At 73.0% G+C, this 18,312-nt stretch carries 19 protein-coding genes; 8 read left to right on the forward strand and 11 right to left on the reverse strand.

Annotation, left to right across the window (positions count from 1 at the left end):
* The first annotated feature begins 97 nt into the window (after positions 1–97).
* Complete coding sequence (locus HCU73_RS11560) at positions 98–1,123, forward strand: hypothetical protein (protein WP_168623609.1); 1,026 nt, start codon at positions 98–100, stop codon at positions 1,121–1,123.
* A gap of 101 nt (positions 1,124–1,224) precedes the next feature.
* Complete coding sequence (gene dapD / locus HCU73_RS11565) at positions 1,225–2,052, forward strand: 2,3,4,5-tetrahydropyridine-2,6-dicarboxylate N-succinyltransferase (protein ID WP_168623610.1); 828 nt, start codon at positions 1,225–1,227, stop codon at positions 2,050–2,052.
* Between the two features lie 88 nt (positions 2,053–2,140).
* Here dapD and HCU73_RS11570 read toward each other — a convergent pair whose 3' ends face one another.
* The 3 genes from HCU73_RS11570 to dapE all read right to left on the reverse strand — a co-directional run bounded on the left by HCU73_RS11570 (position 2,141) and on the right by dapE (position 7,221).
* Positions 2,141–3,538 (reverse strand): lytic murein transglycosylase, encoded by a 1,398-nt coding sequence (locus HCU73_RS11570; protein WP_168623611.1) that lies wholly within the window; start codon positions 3,536–3,538, stop codon positions 2,141–2,143.
* A 128-nt stretch (positions 3,539–3,666) separates the two neighbouring features.
* Positions 3,667–5,931, reverse strand: a complete 2,265-nt coding sequence (rnr, locus tag HCU73_RS11575; protein ID WP_168623612.1) for a ribonuclease R — start codon at positions 5,929–5,931, stop codon at positions 3,667–3,669.
* 138 nt (positions 5,932–6,069) lie between these two features.
* Positions 6,070–7,221 (reverse strand): succinyl-diaminopimelate desuccinylase, encoded by a 1,152-nt coding sequence (dapE, locus tag HCU73_RS11580; protein WP_168623613.1) that lies wholly within the window; start codon positions 7,219–7,221, stop codon positions 6,070–6,072.
* Between the two features lie 248 nt (positions 7,222–7,469).
* On the opposite strand from dapE, the gene HCU73_RS18845 reads away from it, so the two are divergent.
* Positions 7,470–8,537, forward strand: coding sequence for a Hint domain-containing protein (locus tag HCU73_RS18845; RefSeq protein ID WP_168623614.1), 1,068 nt, complete (start codon positions 7,470–7,472; stop codon positions 8,535–8,537).
* A gap of 6 nt (positions 8,538–8,543) precedes the next feature.
* On the opposite strand, the gene HCU73_RS11590 is transcribed toward HCU73_RS18845, so the two are convergent.
* Positions 8,544–8,876, reverse strand: a complete 333-nt coding sequence (locus HCU73_RS11590) for a hypothetical protein (RefSeq protein ID WP_168623615.1) — start codon at positions 8,874–8,876, stop codon at positions 8,544–8,546.
* A 97-nt stretch (positions 8,877–8,973) separates the two neighbouring features.
* Between HCU73_RS11590 and HCU73_RS11595 the strand changes: the two genes are divergently transcribed.
* The gene (locus HCU73_RS11595) at positions 8,974–9,564 is read left to right on the forward strand and encodes a Crp/Fnr family transcriptional regulator (protein ID WP_168623616.1); all 591 of its coding nucleotides are present in this window, start codon (positions 8,974–8,976) and stop codon (positions 9,562–9,564) included.
* Between the two features lie 72 nt (positions 9,565–9,636).
* Entirely contained in the window at positions 9,637–9,828 is a 192-nt protein-coding gene (locus HCU73_RS11600) for a YgaP family membrane protein (protein ID WP_168623617.1), read from the forward strand.
* A 42-nt stretch (positions 9,829–9,870) separates the two neighbouring features.
* Here HCU73_RS11600 and HCU73_RS11605 read toward each other — a convergent pair whose 3' ends face one another.
* Together HCU73_RS11605 and msrA are read right to left on the reverse strand one after the other, a co-directional pair.
* Positions 9,871–10,119, reverse strand: coding sequence for a GlsB/YeaQ/YmgE family stress response membrane protein (locus HCU73_RS11605; RefSeq protein ID WP_168623618.1), 249 nt, complete (start codon positions 10,117–10,119; stop codon positions 9,871–9,873).
* Positions 10,120–10,181: 62 nt separating this feature from the next.
* Entirely contained in the window at positions 10,182–10,859 is a 678-nt protein-coding gene (gene msrA / locus HCU73_RS11610; protein WP_168623619.1) for a peptide-methionine (S)-S-oxide reductase MsrA, read from the reverse strand.
* 153 nt (positions 10,860–11,012) lie between these two features.
* Between msrA and HCU73_RS11615 the strand changes: the two genes are divergently transcribed.
* Entirely contained in the window at positions 11,013–11,714 is a 702-nt protein-coding gene (locus tag HCU73_RS11615; RefSeq protein ID WP_168623620.1) for a sulfotransferase-like domain-containing protein, read from the forward strand.
* 106 nt (positions 11,715–11,820) lie between these two features.
* On the opposite strand, the gene HCU73_RS11620 is transcribed toward HCU73_RS11615, so the two are convergent.
* Genes HCU73_RS11620 through HCU73_RS11630 form a run of 3 tightly spaced genes read right to left on the reverse strand, consistent with a single transcriptional unit; the run spans position 11,821 to position 13,738 of the window.
* Positions 11,821–12,876, reverse strand: coding sequence for a saccharopine dehydrogenase (locus HCU73_RS11620; protein WP_168623621.1), 1,056 nt, complete (start codon positions 12,874–12,876; stop codon positions 11,821–11,823).
* A gap of 4 nt (positions 12,877–12,880) precedes the next feature.
* Positions 12,881–13,531 (reverse strand): histidine phosphatase family protein, encoded by a 651-nt coding sequence (locus HCU73_RS11625; protein ID WP_168623622.1) that lies wholly within the window; start codon positions 13,529–13,531, stop codon positions 12,881–12,883.
* 45 nt (positions 13,532–13,576) lie between these two features.
* Positions 13,577–13,738, reverse strand: coding sequence for a hypothetical protein (locus HCU73_RS11630; protein WP_168623623.1), 162 nt, complete (start codon positions 13,736–13,738; stop codon positions 13,577–13,579).
* Positions 13,739–13,776: 38 nt separating this feature from the next.
* On the opposite strand from HCU73_RS11630, the gene HCU73_RS11635 reads away from it, so the two are divergent.
* Together HCU73_RS11635 and HCU73_RS11640 are read left to right on the forward strand one after the other, a co-directional pair.
* The gene (locus HCU73_RS11635) at positions 13,777–14,985 is read left to right on the forward strand and encodes a hydantoinase/carbamoylase family amidase (RefSeq protein WP_168623624.1); all 1,209 of its coding nucleotides are present in this window, start codon (positions 13,777–13,779) and stop codon (positions 14,983–14,985) included.
* A gap of 57 nt (positions 14,986–15,042) precedes the next feature.
* The gene (locus HCU73_RS11640; RefSeq protein ID WP_168623625.1) at positions 15,043–15,471 is read left to right on the forward strand and encodes a hypothetical protein; all 429 of its coding nucleotides are present in this window, start codon (positions 15,043–15,045) and stop codon (positions 15,469–15,471) included.
* A gap of 76 nt (positions 15,472–15,547) precedes the next feature.
* Here the strand turns inward: HCU73_RS11640 and HCU73_RS11645 are convergent, their stop codons facing one another.
* A complete protein-coding gene (locus tag HCU73_RS11645; protein WP_168623626.1) occupies positions 15,548–16,249 on the reverse strand; it encodes a response regulator transcription factor in 702 nt (233 codons plus the stop codon).
* Positions 16,246–18,171 carry a PAS-domain containing protein gene (locus HCU73_RS11650; protein ID WP_168623627.1) on the reverse strand — a complete coding sequence of 642 codons (1,926 nt, stop codon included), beginning with the start codon at positions 18,169–18,171 and terminating at the stop codon, positions 16,246–16,248. Before HCU73_RS11650 ends, HCU73_RS11645 begins: the two co-directional genes overlap by 4 nt.
* Between the last annotated feature and the right edge of the window lie 141 nt (positions 18,172–18,312).

An 18,312-nucleotide genomic window follows, 5' to 3' on the forward strand; every position in this document is an offset into this window, starting at 1 on the left:
ATGCCCCTGTCGCGGACCTTCGCGACCGGGGCGGCGCCCGGCGCTATGCGCGACGACACCGGATACCCGTGCCTGTCCTTGTGCCGAGGGAATTCCCATGCGTTGCACACGCCTCGTCCCCGCCCTTCTCGCCTGCCTGATCGCCCCCGCGCTCTCTGCCCAGACCTGGACGGAAACCGGCGGCGGGGTGGTCGCGCTTCCGGCTGCGTCCGCGGGCGTGCCCGTCGCGGGCGCGCGGCTCGCCTGCATCGCCGATGCGTGGCGGCTGATCGTGCCCGAAGCGGCGGGCGTCGGCGCGGTGGTGCTGGGGATCGACGGACAGGTCTTTCCGACCGTGGCCGAGGGCGACGGGACGATGGCGATCCCCTCCGCCGCGCTCGACCCGCTGCGCGCCGGGTCGCGGCTGACGCTGACATGGACCGTCTCGGGCGCGACCGCCGAGGCGAGTTTCGGCCTGCGCGGCTCGCGGGCCGCCATCGACGGCGCGGCGGCGACCTGCGCGGCCCAGGCTCAGGCCGCGGCGGCCCCGGTTGCCGCCCCCGCCCCGGCCGCCGTTCCAGCCGAGGTCAGCGTGACCCTCGCGGCCGATCCCGTCGCCGGGCAGCCGGTCGAGCTGTCCTTCACCGGTCCGCTCGGGGCGCAGGACTGGGTCGGCATCGCCAGCCCCGGATCGGCCGGGTCGGCCTGGGTGGCCGGTGCCTGGTCCTACGTCTCGTCCGGGAGCCCCGCCCGCTTCCCCGCCCCGCCCGAGCCCGGCGCCTACGAGCTGCGCTACATCCGCGGCAGCGACAGCGCGATCCTGCTCGCGGTGCCGGTCACCGTGGCCCCGGCCGATCCCGCGGCCCGCCCGACCGCCACGCTGCAGCCGATGACGGCGCCGGCGGGCAGTGTCCTGACCGTCGCGCTCGACGGCACGCCCCGGACGCCCGGCGATTACCTCTACATCGCGCCTGCGGCCGCCGGCGACCAGGACTATTCCGGCGGCTATGTCGGCATCCCGGCCTCGGGCTCGGCCACCATCACCGCGCCCGCCGCGCCCGGCGATTGGGAACTGCGCTACGTCGTCAGCGCGGGTGGCGGCCTCTACACGGTCATCGGGCGCGCGCCGCTGACCCTGCAGTGAGTCCGCCGCCGCCGGTTCGGCGCGAAGGCCGGGGCCGGATTGCCAGCGGGGGGCGCGCCGGCTATGACCGCCCGGAACCGCAGGACGCCGGAGGGGAACCCATGTCGATCACTCATCTCGAGACCGCCATCGAAGCCGCCTGGGAGGCGCGCGACACCATCACCCCGCACACCAAGGGCGAGGCCCGCGACGCCATCGAGGCGACGCTGCACGCGCTCGACCAGGGGCAGCTGCGCGTGGCCGAGCGGCAGGCGGACGGGCGCTGGCACGTCAACCAGTGGGCCAAGAAGGCGGTGCTGCTGGGCTTCCGCATCCAGGACATGGGCGTGCAGACCGGCGGGCCGCAGGGCGGCACCTGGTGGGACAAGGTGGATTCGAAGTTCGCCCATTGGGGCGAGGCGCAGTGGAAGGCCGCGGGGTTCCGCGCGGTGCCGAACTGCGTGGTCCGGCGCTCGGCGCATATCGCCAAGGGCGTGGTGCTGATGCCGTCCTTCGTGAACCTCGGCGCCTATGTCGACGAGGGCACGATGGTGGACACCTGGGCGACGGTGGGCTCCTGCGCGCAGATCGGCAAGAACGTGCACCTGTCGGGCGGCGTGGGCATCGGCGGCGTGCTGGAGCCGATGCAGGCGGGGCCGACGATCATCGAGGACAACTGCTTCATCGGCGCGCGGTCCGAGGTCGTGGAGGGTGTCATCGTCCGCGAGGGCTCGGTGCTGGGCATGGGCGTCTTCATCGGCCAGTCGACCAAGATCGTGGACCGGGAGACCGGCGCGGTGATGTACGGCGAGGTGCCGGCGGGGTCGGTCGTGGTCGCGGGGTCGATGCCGTCGAAGAACGGGATCAACCTGTATTGCGCCGTCATCGTGAAGCGCGTGGACGAGAAGACCCGGTCCAAGACCTCGATCAACGAGCTCCTGCGCGACTGAGGGTCCGGGCGTCTCCGCGGTGTCGCGGAGGCGCGTTGACCGGTCGTCGGGTCCATCGTCGCGGCGGTGGTGGCGGGCCGTGCCCGCCCTACGAGCCGCGCAGGCGTTGCAGGACGCGGAGCGAGGCGTAGCCGTCGGGCACCCAGCCGATCGAGGCCTGGAAGCGGCGGACCGAGTCGATGGTCTCGGGGCCGACGATCCCGTCGACGTTGTGACGGTGGAACCCCGCCTGCACCAGCCGGCGCTGCAACTCCTGCCTCTCGGCGAAGCTCAGCGCGCGGTCCTCGCGCGGCCAGCTGGCCCGGAACGGGTCGCCGCCGGCGATGCGGTCGGACAGGTGGCCCACCGCGATGACATAGGCGTCGGCGGGGTTGTAGCGCTCGATCACGTGGAAATTGTCGAAGATCACCAGCGCGACCCCGCTGTGACCGGCCGGCAGCAGGATCGACGCCTCGCCATGGTCGGGGATGCGGCCGCCGTCGGCCAGCCGCACGCCGCGGTCGTTCCAGAAGGCGGCGCTCCGCTTCACCCGCTCGCCGGTCAGGCCGTAGTCGAAGCCCTCGGGCAGGCGCACCTCCATCCCCCAGGGCTGGCCGGTGGTCCAGCCGTGGTGGCGGAGGTAGTTGGCGGTCGAGGCAAGCGCGTCGATGGGATCGTCCGACCAGATGTCACGCCGCCCGTCGCCGTCGAAATCGACGGCGAGCTGCAGGTAGGAGGTGGGCATGAACTGGGTGTGGCCCATGGCGCCCGCCCAGGAGCCGGTCATCTGCCGCGGCGCGACGTCGCCCGCCTGCAGGATGCGGAGGGCGGCGATCAGCTGTTCCTCGAAGAAGTCCCGCCGGCGCCCGTCGTAGGCCAGCGTCGCCATGGCGGCGATGATGTCGGTGTCCCCGCGCATCGCCCCGTAGGCCGATTCGAGGCCCCAGACGGCGACCACCACCTCGGCCTCGACACCGTAGCGGCGTTCGATCCGGGCGAGCGCGTCGCGGTGCCGGGCCAGCGCATCGCGGCCGTTGGCGACCCGCGTGGCCGAGACGGCGCTGTCGAGATAGTCCCACAGCGCGCGGGAGAACTCGGCCTGGTTGCGGTCGCGCTCGAGGACGCGGGCCTGGACCTGCACGCCGGAAAAGGCCCGGGTCAGGGTGGCGTCGCTTATGCCCTGCGTGCGGGCGCGGGCGCGGAAGCCGTCGAGCCAGGTCGCGAACCCGGCATCGGTGACCGGGGCCTGAACCGGGGCCGCCACGGCCGCGGCCGTGGCGACGGGCCGCTCCGCGCCGCGCAGGAGCGGTCGGAGCGAGCGGGTGACGGCCAGCGGCGTTGCCTGGCTGGAGACCGTGACGGCGGCGGGCACGACGGCGGGCGCGCTGCGCACCGGCGCAGCACCCGGCCGCATCTCGGGCCGGAGCGAGGTGGCGGGCGGCAAGGCCAGCGCGGGCAGCGCAAAGGCGAGGAACCCGGCAAGGAAAACGGTCAGGGCGCGGCGCATCTTGGTGTCTGGCTGTCCGGCTGTGCTCGATTGCAAAACAGTATAGCGGAAAAGGCGCGATTGGGCAGTCTGGCTGATCAATCCGCCTGCCCAAGACATAGCCTGCGCAGCGAAGTCTTGAAACTCCGTTACCGCCCGCCCCGCCGCGCCGGCGCTTTCTTGCGCAGGCTGGCACGCCTGGCCGCCGCCTGGCCGGCCTTGCGCCGCATCGCGCCGCCCGGCTTGCCGCGCCCGCGGCGAACGGGCGACTGCCGCCCCTCGACCTCGACCAGGTCGAGGACGAGGCCGCCGGTGACCGGCATCGCCTCGGCCAGCTTGACCGTCACCTTGTCGCCGATGCCGATGGTCAGGCCGCTTTCGGAGCCCATCAGCGTCTGGCTGTCGGCGTCGAAGTGGAAATACTCGGCGCCGATGGCGCGCATCGGCAGGAGGCCGTCGGCGCCGGTCTCGTCGAGCTTCACGAAGGCGCCGAAGCGGGCGATGCCCGAGATGCGGCCGGTGAAGGTGCTGCCCACGCGGTCGGACAGGTAGGCGGCGAGGTAGCGGTCGGCGGTGTCGCGTTCGGCGGCCATCGACCGGCGCTCGGTGTCGGAGATGTGTTTCGCGGTTTCCTCCAGCCGGTCGATCTCGTCGGGGGAGAGGCCGTCGCGGCCCCAGCCGTGGGCCGAGATCAGCGCCCGGTGGACGACGAGGTCGGAATAGCGGCGGATCGGCGAGGTGAAATGGGCGTAGGCCCTGAGCGCGAGGCCGAAATGGCCGAAGTTCTGCGGGAAGTAGTAGGCCTGCTGCATCGACCGCAGCGTGGTCATGTTGATCAGCTCGTCGAACTCGGTCCCCTCGGCCTGGGCGAGCAGGCGGTTCAGCTGGCTCGTGTGCAGGACCTGCCCCTTGGCGAGGGTAAAGCCCGAGGCGGCGGCCGTTTCGCGGAGCGAGTCGAGCTTCTCGGGGCTCGGTTCCTCGTGGACACGGAACAGGAGCGGGGTGCGGCGGGCGATCAGTTCCTCGGCGGCGGCGACGTTCGCCAGCACCATGAAATCCTCGATCAGCCGGTGGGCCTCGAGCCGGTCCTTGAAGCCGACCGACAGCACCTCGCCCTCCTCGGACAGCTCGATCCGCCGCTCGGGCAGGTCGAGGTCGAGGGGCTGGCGGCGCGTGCGGGCGGATTTCAGCGCCTCGTAGGCGGCGAACAGCGGCGCGATGACATCGGCGACCAGCGGTTTGGTCTTGTCGTTCGGCTGCCCGTCCTGGGCGGCCTGCACCTCTTCGTAGGCCAGCGAGGCGACGGAGCGCATGAGGCCGCGGACGAAGCGGTGCGACCGCTTGTTGCCGTCGGCGTCGATCACCATGCGCACGGCGAGGCAGGCGCGCGGCACGCCCTCGTGGAGCGAGCACAGGTCGCCCGACAGCCGGTCGGGCAGCATCGGCACCACGCGGTCGGGGAAATAGGTGGAATTGCCGCGCTTGCGCGCCTCGCGGTCGAGGGCGGAGCCGGGGTGCACGTAATGGGCGACATCGGCGATGGCGACCCAGATGACGTGGCCGCCGGGGTTCCTGGGGTCGTCGTCGGGGTGGGCGAGGACGGCGTCGTCGCGGTCGCGGGCGTCGGCGGGGTCGATGGTGACGAGCGGGTGGTCGCGCAGGTCCTCGCGCCCCGTCAGGCCGGCGGGTTTCGCGGCGTCGGCCTCGGCGATGGCGGCGTCGGGGAAGGCGTCGGGGATGCCGTGCTCGGCGATGGCGATGAGGCTGACGGCGCGCGGCGCGCCGGGGTCGCCGAGGCGGGTGATGACGCGCGCCCGCGGCAGGCCCATGCGGCCCTTGGGGCCGATCTGTTCGGCCTCGACCAGTTCGCCGTCCTTCGCGCCGTGGGTGTCGCCGGGGCGCACCGTCCAGTCGCGGTCGGCGCCCTTGGCGATGGGGACGATGCGGCCGCCCTCGGCGCCCTTGCGGAAGATGCCCATGACCTTCTGCGGGTTGGTGCCGATGCGGCGGATCAGGCGGGCGACGTAGTGGTGATCCTCGCCCTCGACCTCCTGCATCCGTGCGAGGATGCGGTCGCCCTCGCCCACGGCGGGGTCGGTGGCGCGGAGCGACAGGAGGATCTTCGGCTCCGGCCCCTCGCCCTGCCATTCGAGCGGGCGGGCGAAGAGGTCGCCGAGGCTGTCGGCGGGCAGGACCTGCAGGACCGAGACGGGCGGCAGGCGGTCGGGGTCGCGGTAGGTGCGGTGGCGTTTCTCGAGGTGGCCCTCCTCCTCCAGCTCCTTGAGGAGGCGCTTGAGGTCTATCCGGGCGGCGCCCTTGATGCCGAAGGCCTTGGCGATGTCGCGCTTGGCGGTCGCGTGGGGGTGCTCGGCGATCCAGGCGAGGATCTGGTCTTTGGTGGGGAGCTGGGCCATGCGGCTGGCGTAGCATGGCCCGCCGGGGGCGTCATGCGGGAATTGGCGGGCGGTGCGCCGGTTGCGGCTGCGGGAGCCTCCGGCGGGAGTATTTGGAAAGCAAAGATGGGGAGGGCGCGCGTTAACCTTGATGCGGGGTTAACCGTCCTGGTCGAAATAGGCGCGCAGCATCCGGGCATAGATGCGCTTCAGGTCGTGGATGTCCTGCAGCCAGACGCGCTCGTCCACCTCGTGCATGCGGTGGCCGACGAGGCCGAATTCGACCACCGGGCAGTGGTCCTTGACGAAGCGCGCGTCCGAGGTGCCGCCGGTGGTGGAGAGGACGGGGGACTGGTTCGTCTCCTGCCCGATCGCGCGGGTGACGAGGTCGCTGAGGGCGCCGGGCGGCGTCAGGAAGGCCTCGCCCGACACCTGCGCCGTCATCTCGATCCGGGTGCCGGTCTCGGCGGCGACGCGGTCGGCCTCGGCGCGGAGCCAGTCGGTCAGCGACGCGCCGGTGTGCAGGTCGTTGAAGCGCAGGTTCACGGTCATCCGGGTGCGGGCGGGGATGACGTTCGACGCCGGGTTGCCGGTGTCGATGGTGGTCACCGACAGGGTCGAGGGGTCGAAGTGGTCGGTGCCCTCGTCCAGCACGTGGGTCGACAGGCGGTGCGCCAGCAGCGCGACCGCCGGCATCGGGTTCAGCGCCTTGTGCAGATAGGCGGAATGGCCCTGCTTGCCGATCACCTCGAAGCGGGCGGTCATCGAGCCGCGGCGGCCGATCTTGACCATGTCGCCGATGGTCTCCACGCTGGTCGGCTCGCCGACGATGCAGAGGTCCATCCGCTCGCCCGCGGTCGCCATCCAGTCGAGGATGGCGATGGTGCCGTCCTGTCCGGGCCCTTCCTCGTCGCCGGTTATGGCGATCAGGATCGCACCGTCGGGCGGCGTGTCGGTCACGTGGTCGATGGCGGCGGCGACGAAGGCCGCGACACCAGATTTCATGTCGGTCGCGCCCCGGCCGTAGAGCCAGCCGTCCTCCGCGTGGGCCGAGAAGGGCGGGTGGGTCCAGGCGGCCGCGTCGCCCACCGGCACCACGTCGGTGTGCCCGTTGAAGCCGAAGCTTTTCGCCGCGCCCCTCGCGCCCCAGCGGCCGAAGAGGTTGGGGGTGCCGTTGCGGTCGACCCGGGTGCAGGCGAAGCCCGCGGTCTCCAGCATCGCCTGCAGCAGCTGCAGCGCGCCGCCTTCCTCGGGCGTGACCGAGGCGCAGCGGACGAGATCGGCGGTGAGGCGGGCGGGATCGGTGGGCATCGGGGCGGCTCCTGCGGCGGTGGGGCCTTGGGTAGCGCTGTGACCGGGAAGGCACAATGGGGGGCGGCCCGGCCCGCGGGGCCGTGGCCGTGCTATGCCTGCGGCGGGAGGCTGATATTGTTTCCTCAAGGACAACAAAGGCCGAGGCAGGCCGCGGCGCAGGCCGCATCCGGGCAGGACAGGATCATGGGACCGAGCGGGACAAGCGCGCTTCGGCATATCGGCCGCGTCACGGCGGAGGCGACCCCGTGAGCTGGGCGGCGCAGGGCGCAGCCGACGCCGCGGTCGAGGGCCGGTGGTGCGCCATCTGGCGCGCCGGGGTGCTGGTCGCCCCCCTGCGCCCCGTCGATGCCCTGCCGCGCCCCGAGCTGACCCTGTGCCTCGAGTTTACCCTGCCGCCCCTGCCAAGGCGCGTGCCGCTGCGGCTGTGGCAGGGCGCGGCCGAGGCGTCGCGGGCGATCGGGCTCTATGCGCTGCCGGACGGGGCGCTGAGGCTGGTGCATGGCGAGATCGACCTTGTCACCCCCCCGGGCACCGCCCGGCCCGGCGAGACGGTGACGCTGCGCTACCGGGCCTGCGCGCGCGGGCGCGGCGACATCGCGGATTTCATCAACCACGACCGCCCCTTGCGCCACCGGCTGCGGGCCGGGCTGGCGCGCGCGGCGCGGCTGGACGAGGCGTTGCCGCGCGAGGCGGGGTTCCTGTCGGTCTGCCATGTGGCCGCGGTGGCCGAGTTCGGCCTCGCGCCGACCGATCTGCCCGCGCTGGCCACCGGCGCGATGCTGCCCACGTCGCAGGGGATGCGGCCCGTCGAGGCGCTGGAGCCCGGCATGGTGCTCAGGACGGTCACCGGCGAGCGGCTGCCGCTGCGCTGGGTGGCGCGGCGTCCGCGGCTCTGCCTTGGGCGGCTTGCCCCGGTGCGCCTGCGGGCGCCCTATTTCGGGCTGGCGCAGGACATCTGCGTCACCCCCGAGACCCGGATCCTGCGCAGCGGCCCGGCGGTCGAGTACCTGTTCGGGCATGAGAAGGTGCTGGTCCGCGCCGGCGACCTGACCGGCAGCCCGGGGGCCCACCCCGACCGCAACGCGCCGGTGCGCGTGGTCCATCACCTGATGCTCGACGATCCCGCCTGCGTGACCATCGACCGCTGCGGGGTTGAGACGGCACTGTTGTCCGATGTGGTCGCCGCCGAGGATGCCGGCCCGCCGCGCAACCTGTCCGACGCCGACCGCCAGCCCTGCCTGCCGGTGCTGGACCGTGCCGCCGCGCAGGCGCTGGTGGCGGCCTCGGCCCGGGGGCGGCGGGCGGCGGGCTAGAGTCCGTCAGTCGTAGAAGGGCGTCATCTGGGCGACGATCACGGCGTTCTCGGCCGCCGCGCGGTCCATCAGCGCGGCCTCCTCGGGGTCGATCTCCTCGCCGGCGGCCTCGCGCTCGGCGCGGGTGCCGTGGCCGGTCACGTCGAGCGGCGCAAGGTCGGCCTGCTTGAGGATCGCCACGGTCTCGCGCACCGCCTCGGCCTCGTCGACGCCCGAGGCGTAGCACAGCAGCGCTGCGCCGGTCGCCTTGTCCGGCAGCCCGTCGCCGGCCTTGCGGCCGACCTCGACGACGAGGGTGTAGACGTGCTGCGGGCGGCGGGGTTTCGGGGCGTCGGTCATGGGCGATCCCTGCGCCGGAACGGGGCGGGCGTCAATCCCGGTTGACCGGGGCGGCGGCGCTTGGGAAGTTGACCGGGTTCACGACCGGAGGGCCGCCATGATCCGCCGCTTCGCCGCCCGCGCGGGCGACGTGCTGTTCCAGCCCGGATCGGCCTGCCCGGGGTTCCTGGTGCTCGACCGCGGCACGATCCGCGTCAGCCTGACCGCCGCGAACGGGCGCGAGGTGGTGCTCTACCGCGTCTCGGCCGGCACGGTCTGCCTGCAGACCTTCACCTGCCTTGTCGAGGGGGAGCACTACAGCGCCGAGGGCGTGGTGGAGGAGGACGTGGCGGGCGAGATGATCCCCGCGGGCGAGTTCCGCGCCCGGCTGGCCACGGACGATGCGTTCCGCGGCAAGGTGTTCGAGGGGGTGGCCCAGCGGTTCGCCGAGTACCAGCGGCTGGTCGAGGAGGTGGCGCTGACCGGCTTCGACGCGCGGCTGGCGCGGGTGCTGCTGCGGCTGGCCGATGACGCGGGCTTCGTGGCGGCGACCCACGCGGCGCTGGCGGCCGAGACGGCCTCGGGGCGGGCGGTGGTCACCCGGCGGCTGGCCGAGTTCGCCCGCGCCGGCGTCGCGGTGCAGGAAAAGGGCGGCGTGCGCATCGCCGACCGCACGGGGCTGGAACGGATTGCCGCAGATACGCGGTGACAAGGTCACCGTGGCGACTCGGGCGCGGGCTGTAGGGTGTTCCCCATCGGACAGCCAAAAGGAGACGGTCCCATGTCCCGCAACGAAGGCACTCTCGACCGCGCGCTGCGCATCATCGCCGGTCTCGTCCTCATCTCGCTCGTGTTCATCGGCCCGCAGACGGCCTGGGGCTGGGTCGGCCTCGTGCCGCTGCTGACCGGCCTCGTGGGCGTCTGCCCGCTCTACAGCCTGCTCGGGATCAATACCTGCGCCCTGAAATCCTGAGACCAGGCCTGTGCCCCGTCCGCCCCAAAGGGTGGGCGGGGCCTATCGCCTGAGGCCGCGCCCCAGCGCGATCAGCAGGCAGGCGCCCACGGCGCCCGTGGCCAGCTGCCCGACGATCCCCGGAAAGGTGGTCTGCAGCAGCGCCTGCGCCAGGAAATTGCCGACCAGCGCGCCGACGATGCCGAGCACGATGTTCAGCAGGAGCCCGTGCCGCGCGCCCATCATCTTTTCCGCGATCCATCCGGCCAGCGCGCCGATGATGACGCTTCCGATCAGCCCGAAGCCTTCCATGTCCTGCCCTCCCGCAGCGTGATGCGCCCGAGTGTGCCCCGCCCGGCCGCGCGCGCCAAGCCTCAGCCGCCGTGCCCGGCGAAGGGGGCCGCGTCGCCCCAGAGCTCGGCCACCCGCGCATCGCGGCCGCAGGCCGCGCGGTAGAGCCCGTAGGCAACCGATTTCCGCCGCGGGCCGAAGCGGGTCAGGATCACCTCGTCCGAGCGGTGGTAATCCTGGTGGTAGATCTCGGCCGGGTAGAAGGGTGCGGCGTCGCGGACCGGCGTGACGACGGGCTGGCCGAGGGTGGCCTGCGCCTCGGCCAGCGCGGCCTCGGCGATGCGGCGTTCCTCGGGGGTCGTGACGAAGATGGCGGTGGCGTAGCTCGGGCCGCGGTCGCAGAACTGGCCGCCGGCGTCGGTGGGATCGACCGAGCGCAGGAACAGGTGCAGGAGCCGCGCGTAGGGCAGGCGCTGGGCGTCGTAGGTGATCTGCACCACCTCGAGATGCCCGGTGCCGCCGCGCACCACGTCGCGGTAGGACGGGTTCGCCACCGTGCCGCCCGCGAAGCCCGAGACCACGTCGATCACGCCCTCGACCCGCTCGAAATCGGCCTCGACGCACCAGAAGCAGCCGCCGGCCAGCACCGCGGTGCGGATGTCCTGCGCCTGCGCGCGGCCGGTCTGGGCGGCGAGGCCGGCCAGGATGGCGAGGGCGAGCGCCACGGCCTTGGCGGCGGCGGAGCGGGGCGTGCGGGGCATGGGCGGGCCTCCTGTCTCTGGGCTGTGGCGAGGGTCCGGCATCGCCCGGCGCCTGCCAAGCCACGGCTGCGTGAGGTCACGCAGGCGTGACCCCTTGCGGTCGCCGACGGGGCGCTGTTCCTATGCGGCACGCCGGGCAGGAGGGACGCCAGCATGAGGATCGCGATGTGGTCGGGGCCGCGGAACCTGTCGACGGCGATGATGTACGCCTTCGCCGCGCGGGGCGACTGCGCGGCGTCGGACGAGCCCTTCTACGCCGCCTACCTCGCCGCGACGGGGGCCGACCACCCGATGCGGGCCGAGATCCTGGCCGCGGGCGAGACCGACCCCGGACAGGTCGCCGCCGCCTGCGCCGGGCCGGTGCCGGGCGCGCGGCTGCACTGGTACCAGAAGCACATGGCGCACCACATGGTGGAGGGCTTCCCGCTGGGCTGGGCCGGGGTGTGCGTGAACGTCCACCTGATCCGCCACCCGGCGCGGGTGATCGCCAGCTACGCCGAGAAGCGGGGCGAGATGACGCTGGAGGACATCGGCTTTCCGCAGCAGGCGCGGCTCTGGGAGCTGCTGCCGGGGCCGGTGGTGGATTCGGCAGACATCCGGGCCGACCCGGCGCGGATGCTGGGGCGCCTCTGCGCCGAGATCGGGCTGCCGTATTCGGACGCCATGTTGCAGTGGGAGGCGGGGCCGAAGCCCTTCGATGGGTCGTGGGCGCCGCACTGGTACAACGCGGTGCACCGGTCGACCGGGTTCGCCGGGCCCGAGGGGCCGGTGCCCGAGGTGCCGCCCGGGCGGCGGGCGCTGCTGGACGCCGCGCTGCCGGTCTACGAGGCGATGCGGGCGGTGGCCTTGGGGTGAGGGGGTGGCGGGCCGAGGCCCGCCCTACGGCGTCAGGCCGGCGGTGCGCCCTGCGGAGAGGGTGCTCCCGAAGGGCGTATTTGGGGAAAGATGAATGGGCGGGCGGTCAGACCGTGGCGACGTGCCGGTCGAAGGCGGCCTTGGCGCGGGCCCAGACGCCTGCGTCGGGGCGGTCGAGGGTCAGGAGGGCCGGCAGGAGCTGGGCCGCGTAGTCCTGCGAGCTTTCGACCGGCAGCAGCGAGGGCAGGTTGTCGATCGCCATGACGTCGAGGGGCGGCGCGTCGTGGACGCGGAGGACAGGGGCAGACCAGTCGGTGGTGCGGTCGTAGACCTTGACCGGCGAGAAGTCCGAAGTCGGGTCGCAGGCGATGTCGCCGATGACGCGGAGCGCACGGGCGGCGGTGGTTGCCTCGGCGGGGACGAAGACCGGGACGCCGGGCAGGGCGAGGATGCAGTTGAGGAAGATCTCGTGGGCGAGAACCTCGGGGAAGGGGCCGCCATGGGCCGTCTCGGCCATGTCCCAGAGCGTCGTCTCGATTCCGACGGCGTGGCAGAAGGCGGTGGCGCCGGTGCCGACGCGGCCCTTGGCGCCGATGATGAGGGCGCGGGGGCGGGGGCCGGGGAGGGCGTCCAGCGCGGCGGCGATGCCGCGCGCCAGCGTGGGGGCGTCGGGGGCGGTCGCGACCGGGCCGCAGACCGTGCCCTGCGCCTGAGCGACAAGGGCGAGGGCCGATACGGCGGCGCCGGCGTAGCCCGCCCAGTAGCCGAAGGCCGCGATCCGGCGGCCGGTCTCGTCCACCAGCGATTCGAGGTCGTAGAGCGTGCCGCCGCCGGCCTTGAAGCGGCGCAGCAGGATGCGGCCCGCCGGCTGGCCCTTGTAGGCGTGGCCGAAGAGGATGTGGCGGTGGGTCAGCGGCGTGCCGTCCTCGGGCAGTTCCTTGAGGCCGAACACGATGGCGTCGGCGGGGGCGTCGGGCCAGCTGCCCTCGGGCGCGGTCTCGGCGCCGGCATCGCGGTAGCCCTGCAGGGGGATGGCGCGGGTGCGGCTCTCTTCCACCGTGACGCGGAAGCCCGCGGCGATCAGGGCGCGGGCGCCGTCGGGCGTGAGGCCGACGCGCTCCTCGTTCGGGCGCTGTTCGGCGCGGACCCAGAGATGCGGCATGGGATCAGTACTCCGTCCGGGCATGGAGGCGGTCGGGGGTGTCGAGGTGCGGGGTGGCGTTGAAGCCCGACAGGATCTGCGCCTCGGGCAGCACCATGACGCGGTGGATCGAGGCGTTGCGGATCGGCACCAGCAGATGCGCCATGCGCGCCGGGTCGAGGTCGAGCAGGTGGCGGGCCATCATGCCGATCACGCCGCCCGAGGTGACGCAGAGTACGCGGCGGCCGGGGCGGGCGGCGAGCGTCAGCATCTCGGCGACGCGGGCCTCGAAGGCAGCGTAGCTTTCGTTGCCCTGGATCTCGGCGCGGTGCCAGGCCTGCATGACGTCGGTGATGTGGCTGACGAAGGTCTCGGGCGTCGGAGCGGGCCGGCCGGTTGCCCGCGCATGGGCCTGGGCGAGGTTGAAGTAGTCGAGCTCGTTCAGGCGGTCGTCGATTTCCGCCTCGGCGCCCATGTCGCCCATTTCCGCGAGCGTCTCGCGGTGGCGGCGGAGCGAGCCCGTCAGAACCCGGTCGAAGGGCCGGTCATGGCCGCGCAGCCAGTCGCCGAGCCAGCGCGCCTGCTGCTTGCCGAGGTCGGACAGGCGGTCGTAGCCCGTTTCGTCCTGCGCGGCGGAATTCGCCTGCCCGTGGCGCACGAGTACCAGTTCGCCCATGTGTGTCCCCTTCGCGGTGTCGGCGCGGTGATGGGCGATCGGGCCTCAGAGCGCAAGGGCGGCGCGCAGGACGGGCAGGAGTGCGGCGGCCGCGATGCCGACCAGCGCGCCGACCCCCAGCCGCAGGAGCGGGGTGCCCAGCCGCGGGGCGGCGAGGCTCAGGAGCGCGCAGACGGCGGCGTAGAAGGCAAGCGCGGTCACATCCATGGGCTGGACCCTAGCACGGGACGGGGTATCAAGGCGACATGACCAATCTGCCCGTCGACCCCGCCCGCTTCCTTGCCGACCTGCACGCGCTGCGCCGGATCGGCGGCGACACCGCCACCAAGGGGGTGCGGCGGCGCGCCTTCACCGAGGCCGACCTCGCCGCGCGCGACTGGCTGGCCGCGCGGATGGCCGAGGCGGGGCTGACGCCGCATCTCGACCCGGTGGGCAACCTGTTCGGGCTGGCGGAGGGGCGGTCGCTGCTGCTCGGGTCGCACTCCGACACGCAGCCCGAGGGTGGCTGGCTCGACGGGGCGCTGGGCGTGATCGCGGCCCTGGAAGTGGCGCGCGCCGTGCGCGAGGCGGGCGGGCCGCCGGTGTCGGTGGTCAGCTTCCAGGACGAGGAAGGGCGCTTTGGCGCGCTGACGGGGAGTTCGGTCTGGTCGGGCAAGCTGTCGCTGGAGGTGGCCGACACGCTGGTGGCCAGTGACGGGACGGGGTTCGCCGCGGTGCGGGCGGCGATTTCGGGCCGGGCCGGGGGCTTCGTCGATCCGTCGCGGTTCAGCGGGTTTCTCGAGATGCACATCGAGCAGGGGCCGGTGCTGGACGAAGCCGGCGAGGCGGTGGGCGTCGTGACCGGGATCGTGGGCCTCAGGCAGCTGCAGGTGACGGTCGAGGGGCAGCAGAACCACGCCGGCACCACGCCGATGGCGATGCGGCGCGATGCCTTCACCGCCGCGGCGCGGGTCGCCGTGGGGCTGCCCGAGCGGCTGGCGGGGATCGTGACGCCGCAGTCGGTCTGGACGATCGGGCAGATCCGGCTGCATCCGGGCGCGTCTTCGGTGGTGCCGGGGCGGGCCGAGTTCTCGCTCCAGTGGCGGGACATCGACGCGGGCCGGCTCGACCGGATGGAGGCGGCGATCACCGCGCTGCTGGCCGATGTGGCGGCCGAAACCGGCTGCACCATCCGGGCCGAGCGGCTGCGCCACGACCTCGCGCCGATGCCGATGGACGCGGGGGTGCAGGCGGCGCTGTCGGCTGCGGCCGAGGCGGTGGCGCCGGGGCGCTGGCGGGCGATGCCGTCAGGGGCGCTGCACGACGCGTCGAACCTGGCCGCGCTGATGCCGGTGGGGATGCTGTTCGTGCCGTCCATCGGCGGGATTTCCCACGACTTCGCCGAGGACACGGGCGAGGACGACCTGGTGACCGGCCTCAGGGTGCTGGCCGAGGCGGTGGCACGGATGGCTTGATCGCGGCGGGGGTGCGGGGTCAGACTGGGGCCCCGAGACCCCGAGCGCGAGGCGTCCATGACCGACCCCACAGGCCCCCCCGACACTGCCCGCCAGGTCGCCGCGCTGGAGGTGCTGCTGGAGCACCTGTTGTCGGCGCGGTCCTCGCTCGACGGTCTGCTGGCACAGGCCGACGGCGAGATGCGGCCGCTCCTGCACAAGTTCCGCGAGGAGCATCACCAGCACGCCGAACGGGTCGCCGCGATGTTGTTCGCGCTGGGCGTCGATGCCGGCGTCGGCGAGGACCTGGGCGACCGCTTGCGGCGGACGCTGGGGCGGCTGTTCGGCCGGGCAACGGATGCGGCGGCGCTGGCCGAGGCGGGCGGGGCCCTGCTGGGGGAATTCGACGTGGCGATCCGGGCGACGCCGATGAACCGGCACCGCGCACAGCTGGAGGAGATGCGGGACGAGCTGGCGACCCTGGTGGCCGAGGCGCGGCGGCGGTAGGGGACGGAAAACTGCAGTTTTCCGTCCTCGCGAACCTGCAGTTTCGCGTCCCGTTTTCCTGCAGGAAAACGCCGCCTCACCCCCAGCTGACGTCGCCGAGGAAGATGTAGCCCGCGCCGTAGATCGTCTTGATCAGGCGGGGGTTCTTGGGGTCCTCGCCCAGCTTGGTGCGCAGCCGCGAGATGCGGACGTCCATCGCGCGGTCGAAGCTTTCGCCGGCCGCGCCGCCCAGGCTTTCCTGCATCTGCTGGCGCGAGATCAGCCGTTTCGGCGCCTCGAGGAACAAGCGCAGCACCTCGCCCTCGGCGTGGGAGAAGCTGACCTCGGTGCCGTCGTCGGCGACCAGCGCGTAGCGGTCGAAATGCGCCGTCCAGCCATTGAAGCGGGCGGTGTCGTGGCTGGGGCCGGGTGTCTTCGGCTGGCGCAGGCGGGCGCGGATGCGGGCCACCACCTCGGCGGGGTCGAAGGGCTTGATGATGTAGTCGTCGGCGCCCAGCTCCAGCCCCGTCACCCGGTCCTGCACCTGCGCGCGGCCCGAGATGATGATGATCGCGGCGCCGGATTCGAGCGCGAGCCGATGCACCAGCGCCAGCCCGTCGCGGTCGGGCAGGCCGAGGTCGACGAGGCAGACATCGGGGGTGGCGCGGGCAAGCGCGGCCTCGAACTCGGTCGCGCGGCCGTAGGTGGCGGTGCGGAACCCGGCCTCGGTCAGGGTATCGGACAGGAGCGCGCGGATCTGCGGCTCGTCGTCGAGGATGGCGACAAGGGGCGCGGTCATGCGGCGGCCTCGCGCGACAGGAGGGCGTGGAGCGCCGGCGCGTCCACCGGCTTGGGCAGCACGGGCCAGCGGGTCGCGCCCTGCGCGCGGAGCGGGTCGGTGGCGGGCAGCGAGGTCATCAGGGCAAGGTTCAGGCCGGGCTGGCGGCGGGCGATGCGGCCCAGAAGGTCCACCCCGTCGTCGGGGCCGAGGCGGATGTCGGACAGCACCCAGTCGATGCCGGGGATCTCGGCCAGCGCCAGCGCCTCCTCGGCGGTGGCGGCCTCGATCACCTGGTGGCCGAGGCCGGTCAGGCCGTCGCGGACATGGGCGCGGATCTCGGGGGTATCTTCCACAAGAAGGACGAGGCGGGGGCGCGCCTCGGCCTCGGCCGGTCGCAAGGGCAGGCGCAGGGTGACGCAGGCGCCCCCCGATGGCGCGTTGTCGAGGCGCACCTGCCCGCCGGCCAGCCGGGTCTGGTCGTAGACCATGCTGAGCCCGAGGCCGGACCCCTCCTGCCCCTTGGTGGTGAAGAACGGGTCGAGCGCGCGGGCCAGCGCCGTTTCGGTGAAGCCCGGGCCGGTGTCGGTCACGGTGATCTCCAGCCATGTCGCCTGCACCTCGGACAGCCGGATCGCGATCTCGCCCGGTCCCGCGCCGATGGCGTCGCGGGCGTTGAGGACGAGGTTCAGGAGACAGTCCTGCAACGACCCCGCATCCAGCATCAGCGCCGGCGCGCCGACCCGGTTGTCCAGCGTCAGGCTCACGTCGGGCGGCAGCGCGGCGCGGGCCAGAGGCGCGAGCGTGGCGAGGAAATCGGCCAGCACCGTCGGCGCCTCGCGCATCTCGCGCGGGCCGGACATGCGGGCGATCTTGTTCAGCAGGTCGCCGCCGCGCCGGGCCGCGGCCTTGGTCGCGCCGGTCAGCTCCTGCGCGCCGGCGGGCAGCGCCAGCCGTTCCAGCCGGCCCTGCAGCCCGAGGATGATCGTCAGCAGGTTGGCGAAGTCATGCGCCAGCCCGCTGGTCAGCTGGGCGGCCAGTTCGCGCTTGTGGGTCTGGGCCAGCGCGGCGCGGGCCTGGGTTTCCTCGGTCAGGTCGGTGGACAGGAGGTAGACGCCGGTGATCGGTTCCCCCGGCCCGGCCTGGTCGGGGGTGAAGGCGGTGCGGATGCGGCGGCCGGTCTCGTCCTCGGTGAATTCCAGCACGCTCGCCTCGCCGGCCAGCGCCCGGGCCAGCGTCGGGCGCAGGCGGGTGGCGGTGCGCTCGCCCAGCGCCTCCTCGAAGCTGAGGCCCACGATGTCGCTCTGCCGCCCGGGCAGGAGCGAGGACAGGCGGCGGTTGGTGTAGGTGTAGACCCCGTCGCGGTCGACGCGGGCGATGTGGGCGGGCGTCATCTCGGTGGTCAGGCGGATGCGCGCCTCCATCTCGGTCAGCTCGGCCTTGGCCTCCTCCAGCTGGGCGATGGTCGCCTCGAGCGCGCGGTTGGTCTGCGCCAGTTCCTCGGTGTAGCCGAGCACCTGGTCCGACAGCTCCTCGGACCTTGCCCGCAGCAATTCCTCCTGCCGCTTGATCGCGGTGATGTCGGTGTAGACGGTGACCCAGCCGCCCTCGGGCAGCGGCGAGCCCTCGACGCTGATGGTGCGGCCGTTGGCGCGGCGGCGTTCCATGTAATGCGGCTCGAAGGCGCGGGCCTGGTGCACGCGGGTGCGCACGAACCCCTCCACGTCGCCGACCTCGCCGTATTCGCCGGTCTCGGCGAGGTAGCGGATCGTGTCCTCGAATCGGGCGCCGGGCGTCACCAGCCGCTCGGGCAGGCCGAACATGGTCTGGAAGGGGCGGTTGCAGACCGCCAGCCGCAGGTCGGCGTCGTAGATCGACAGCGCCTGCTGGATCAGGTTCAGGCCCGCGCGCGTCAGGTGATCGGTGCCCGGCCTTTGCGGCATGTCTCGTCCTCCCGCCCTCATCGCTGCCCCCCTTGCCGGCACCCGTCAAGCGTGTCGGGGTCCATGTTACAATTCGTAAGGATTGCGCAAAACTGGGGCAAAACTTGACCGCGACCGATTGTGTGTCACGGTGGCGACGCG

This window comes from Roseicyclus persicicus (genome assembly GCF_012395815.1).
Classification (GTDB): Bacteria; Pseudomonadota; Alphaproteobacteria; order Rhodobacterales; family Rhodobacteraceae; genus Roseicyclus; species Roseicyclus persicicus.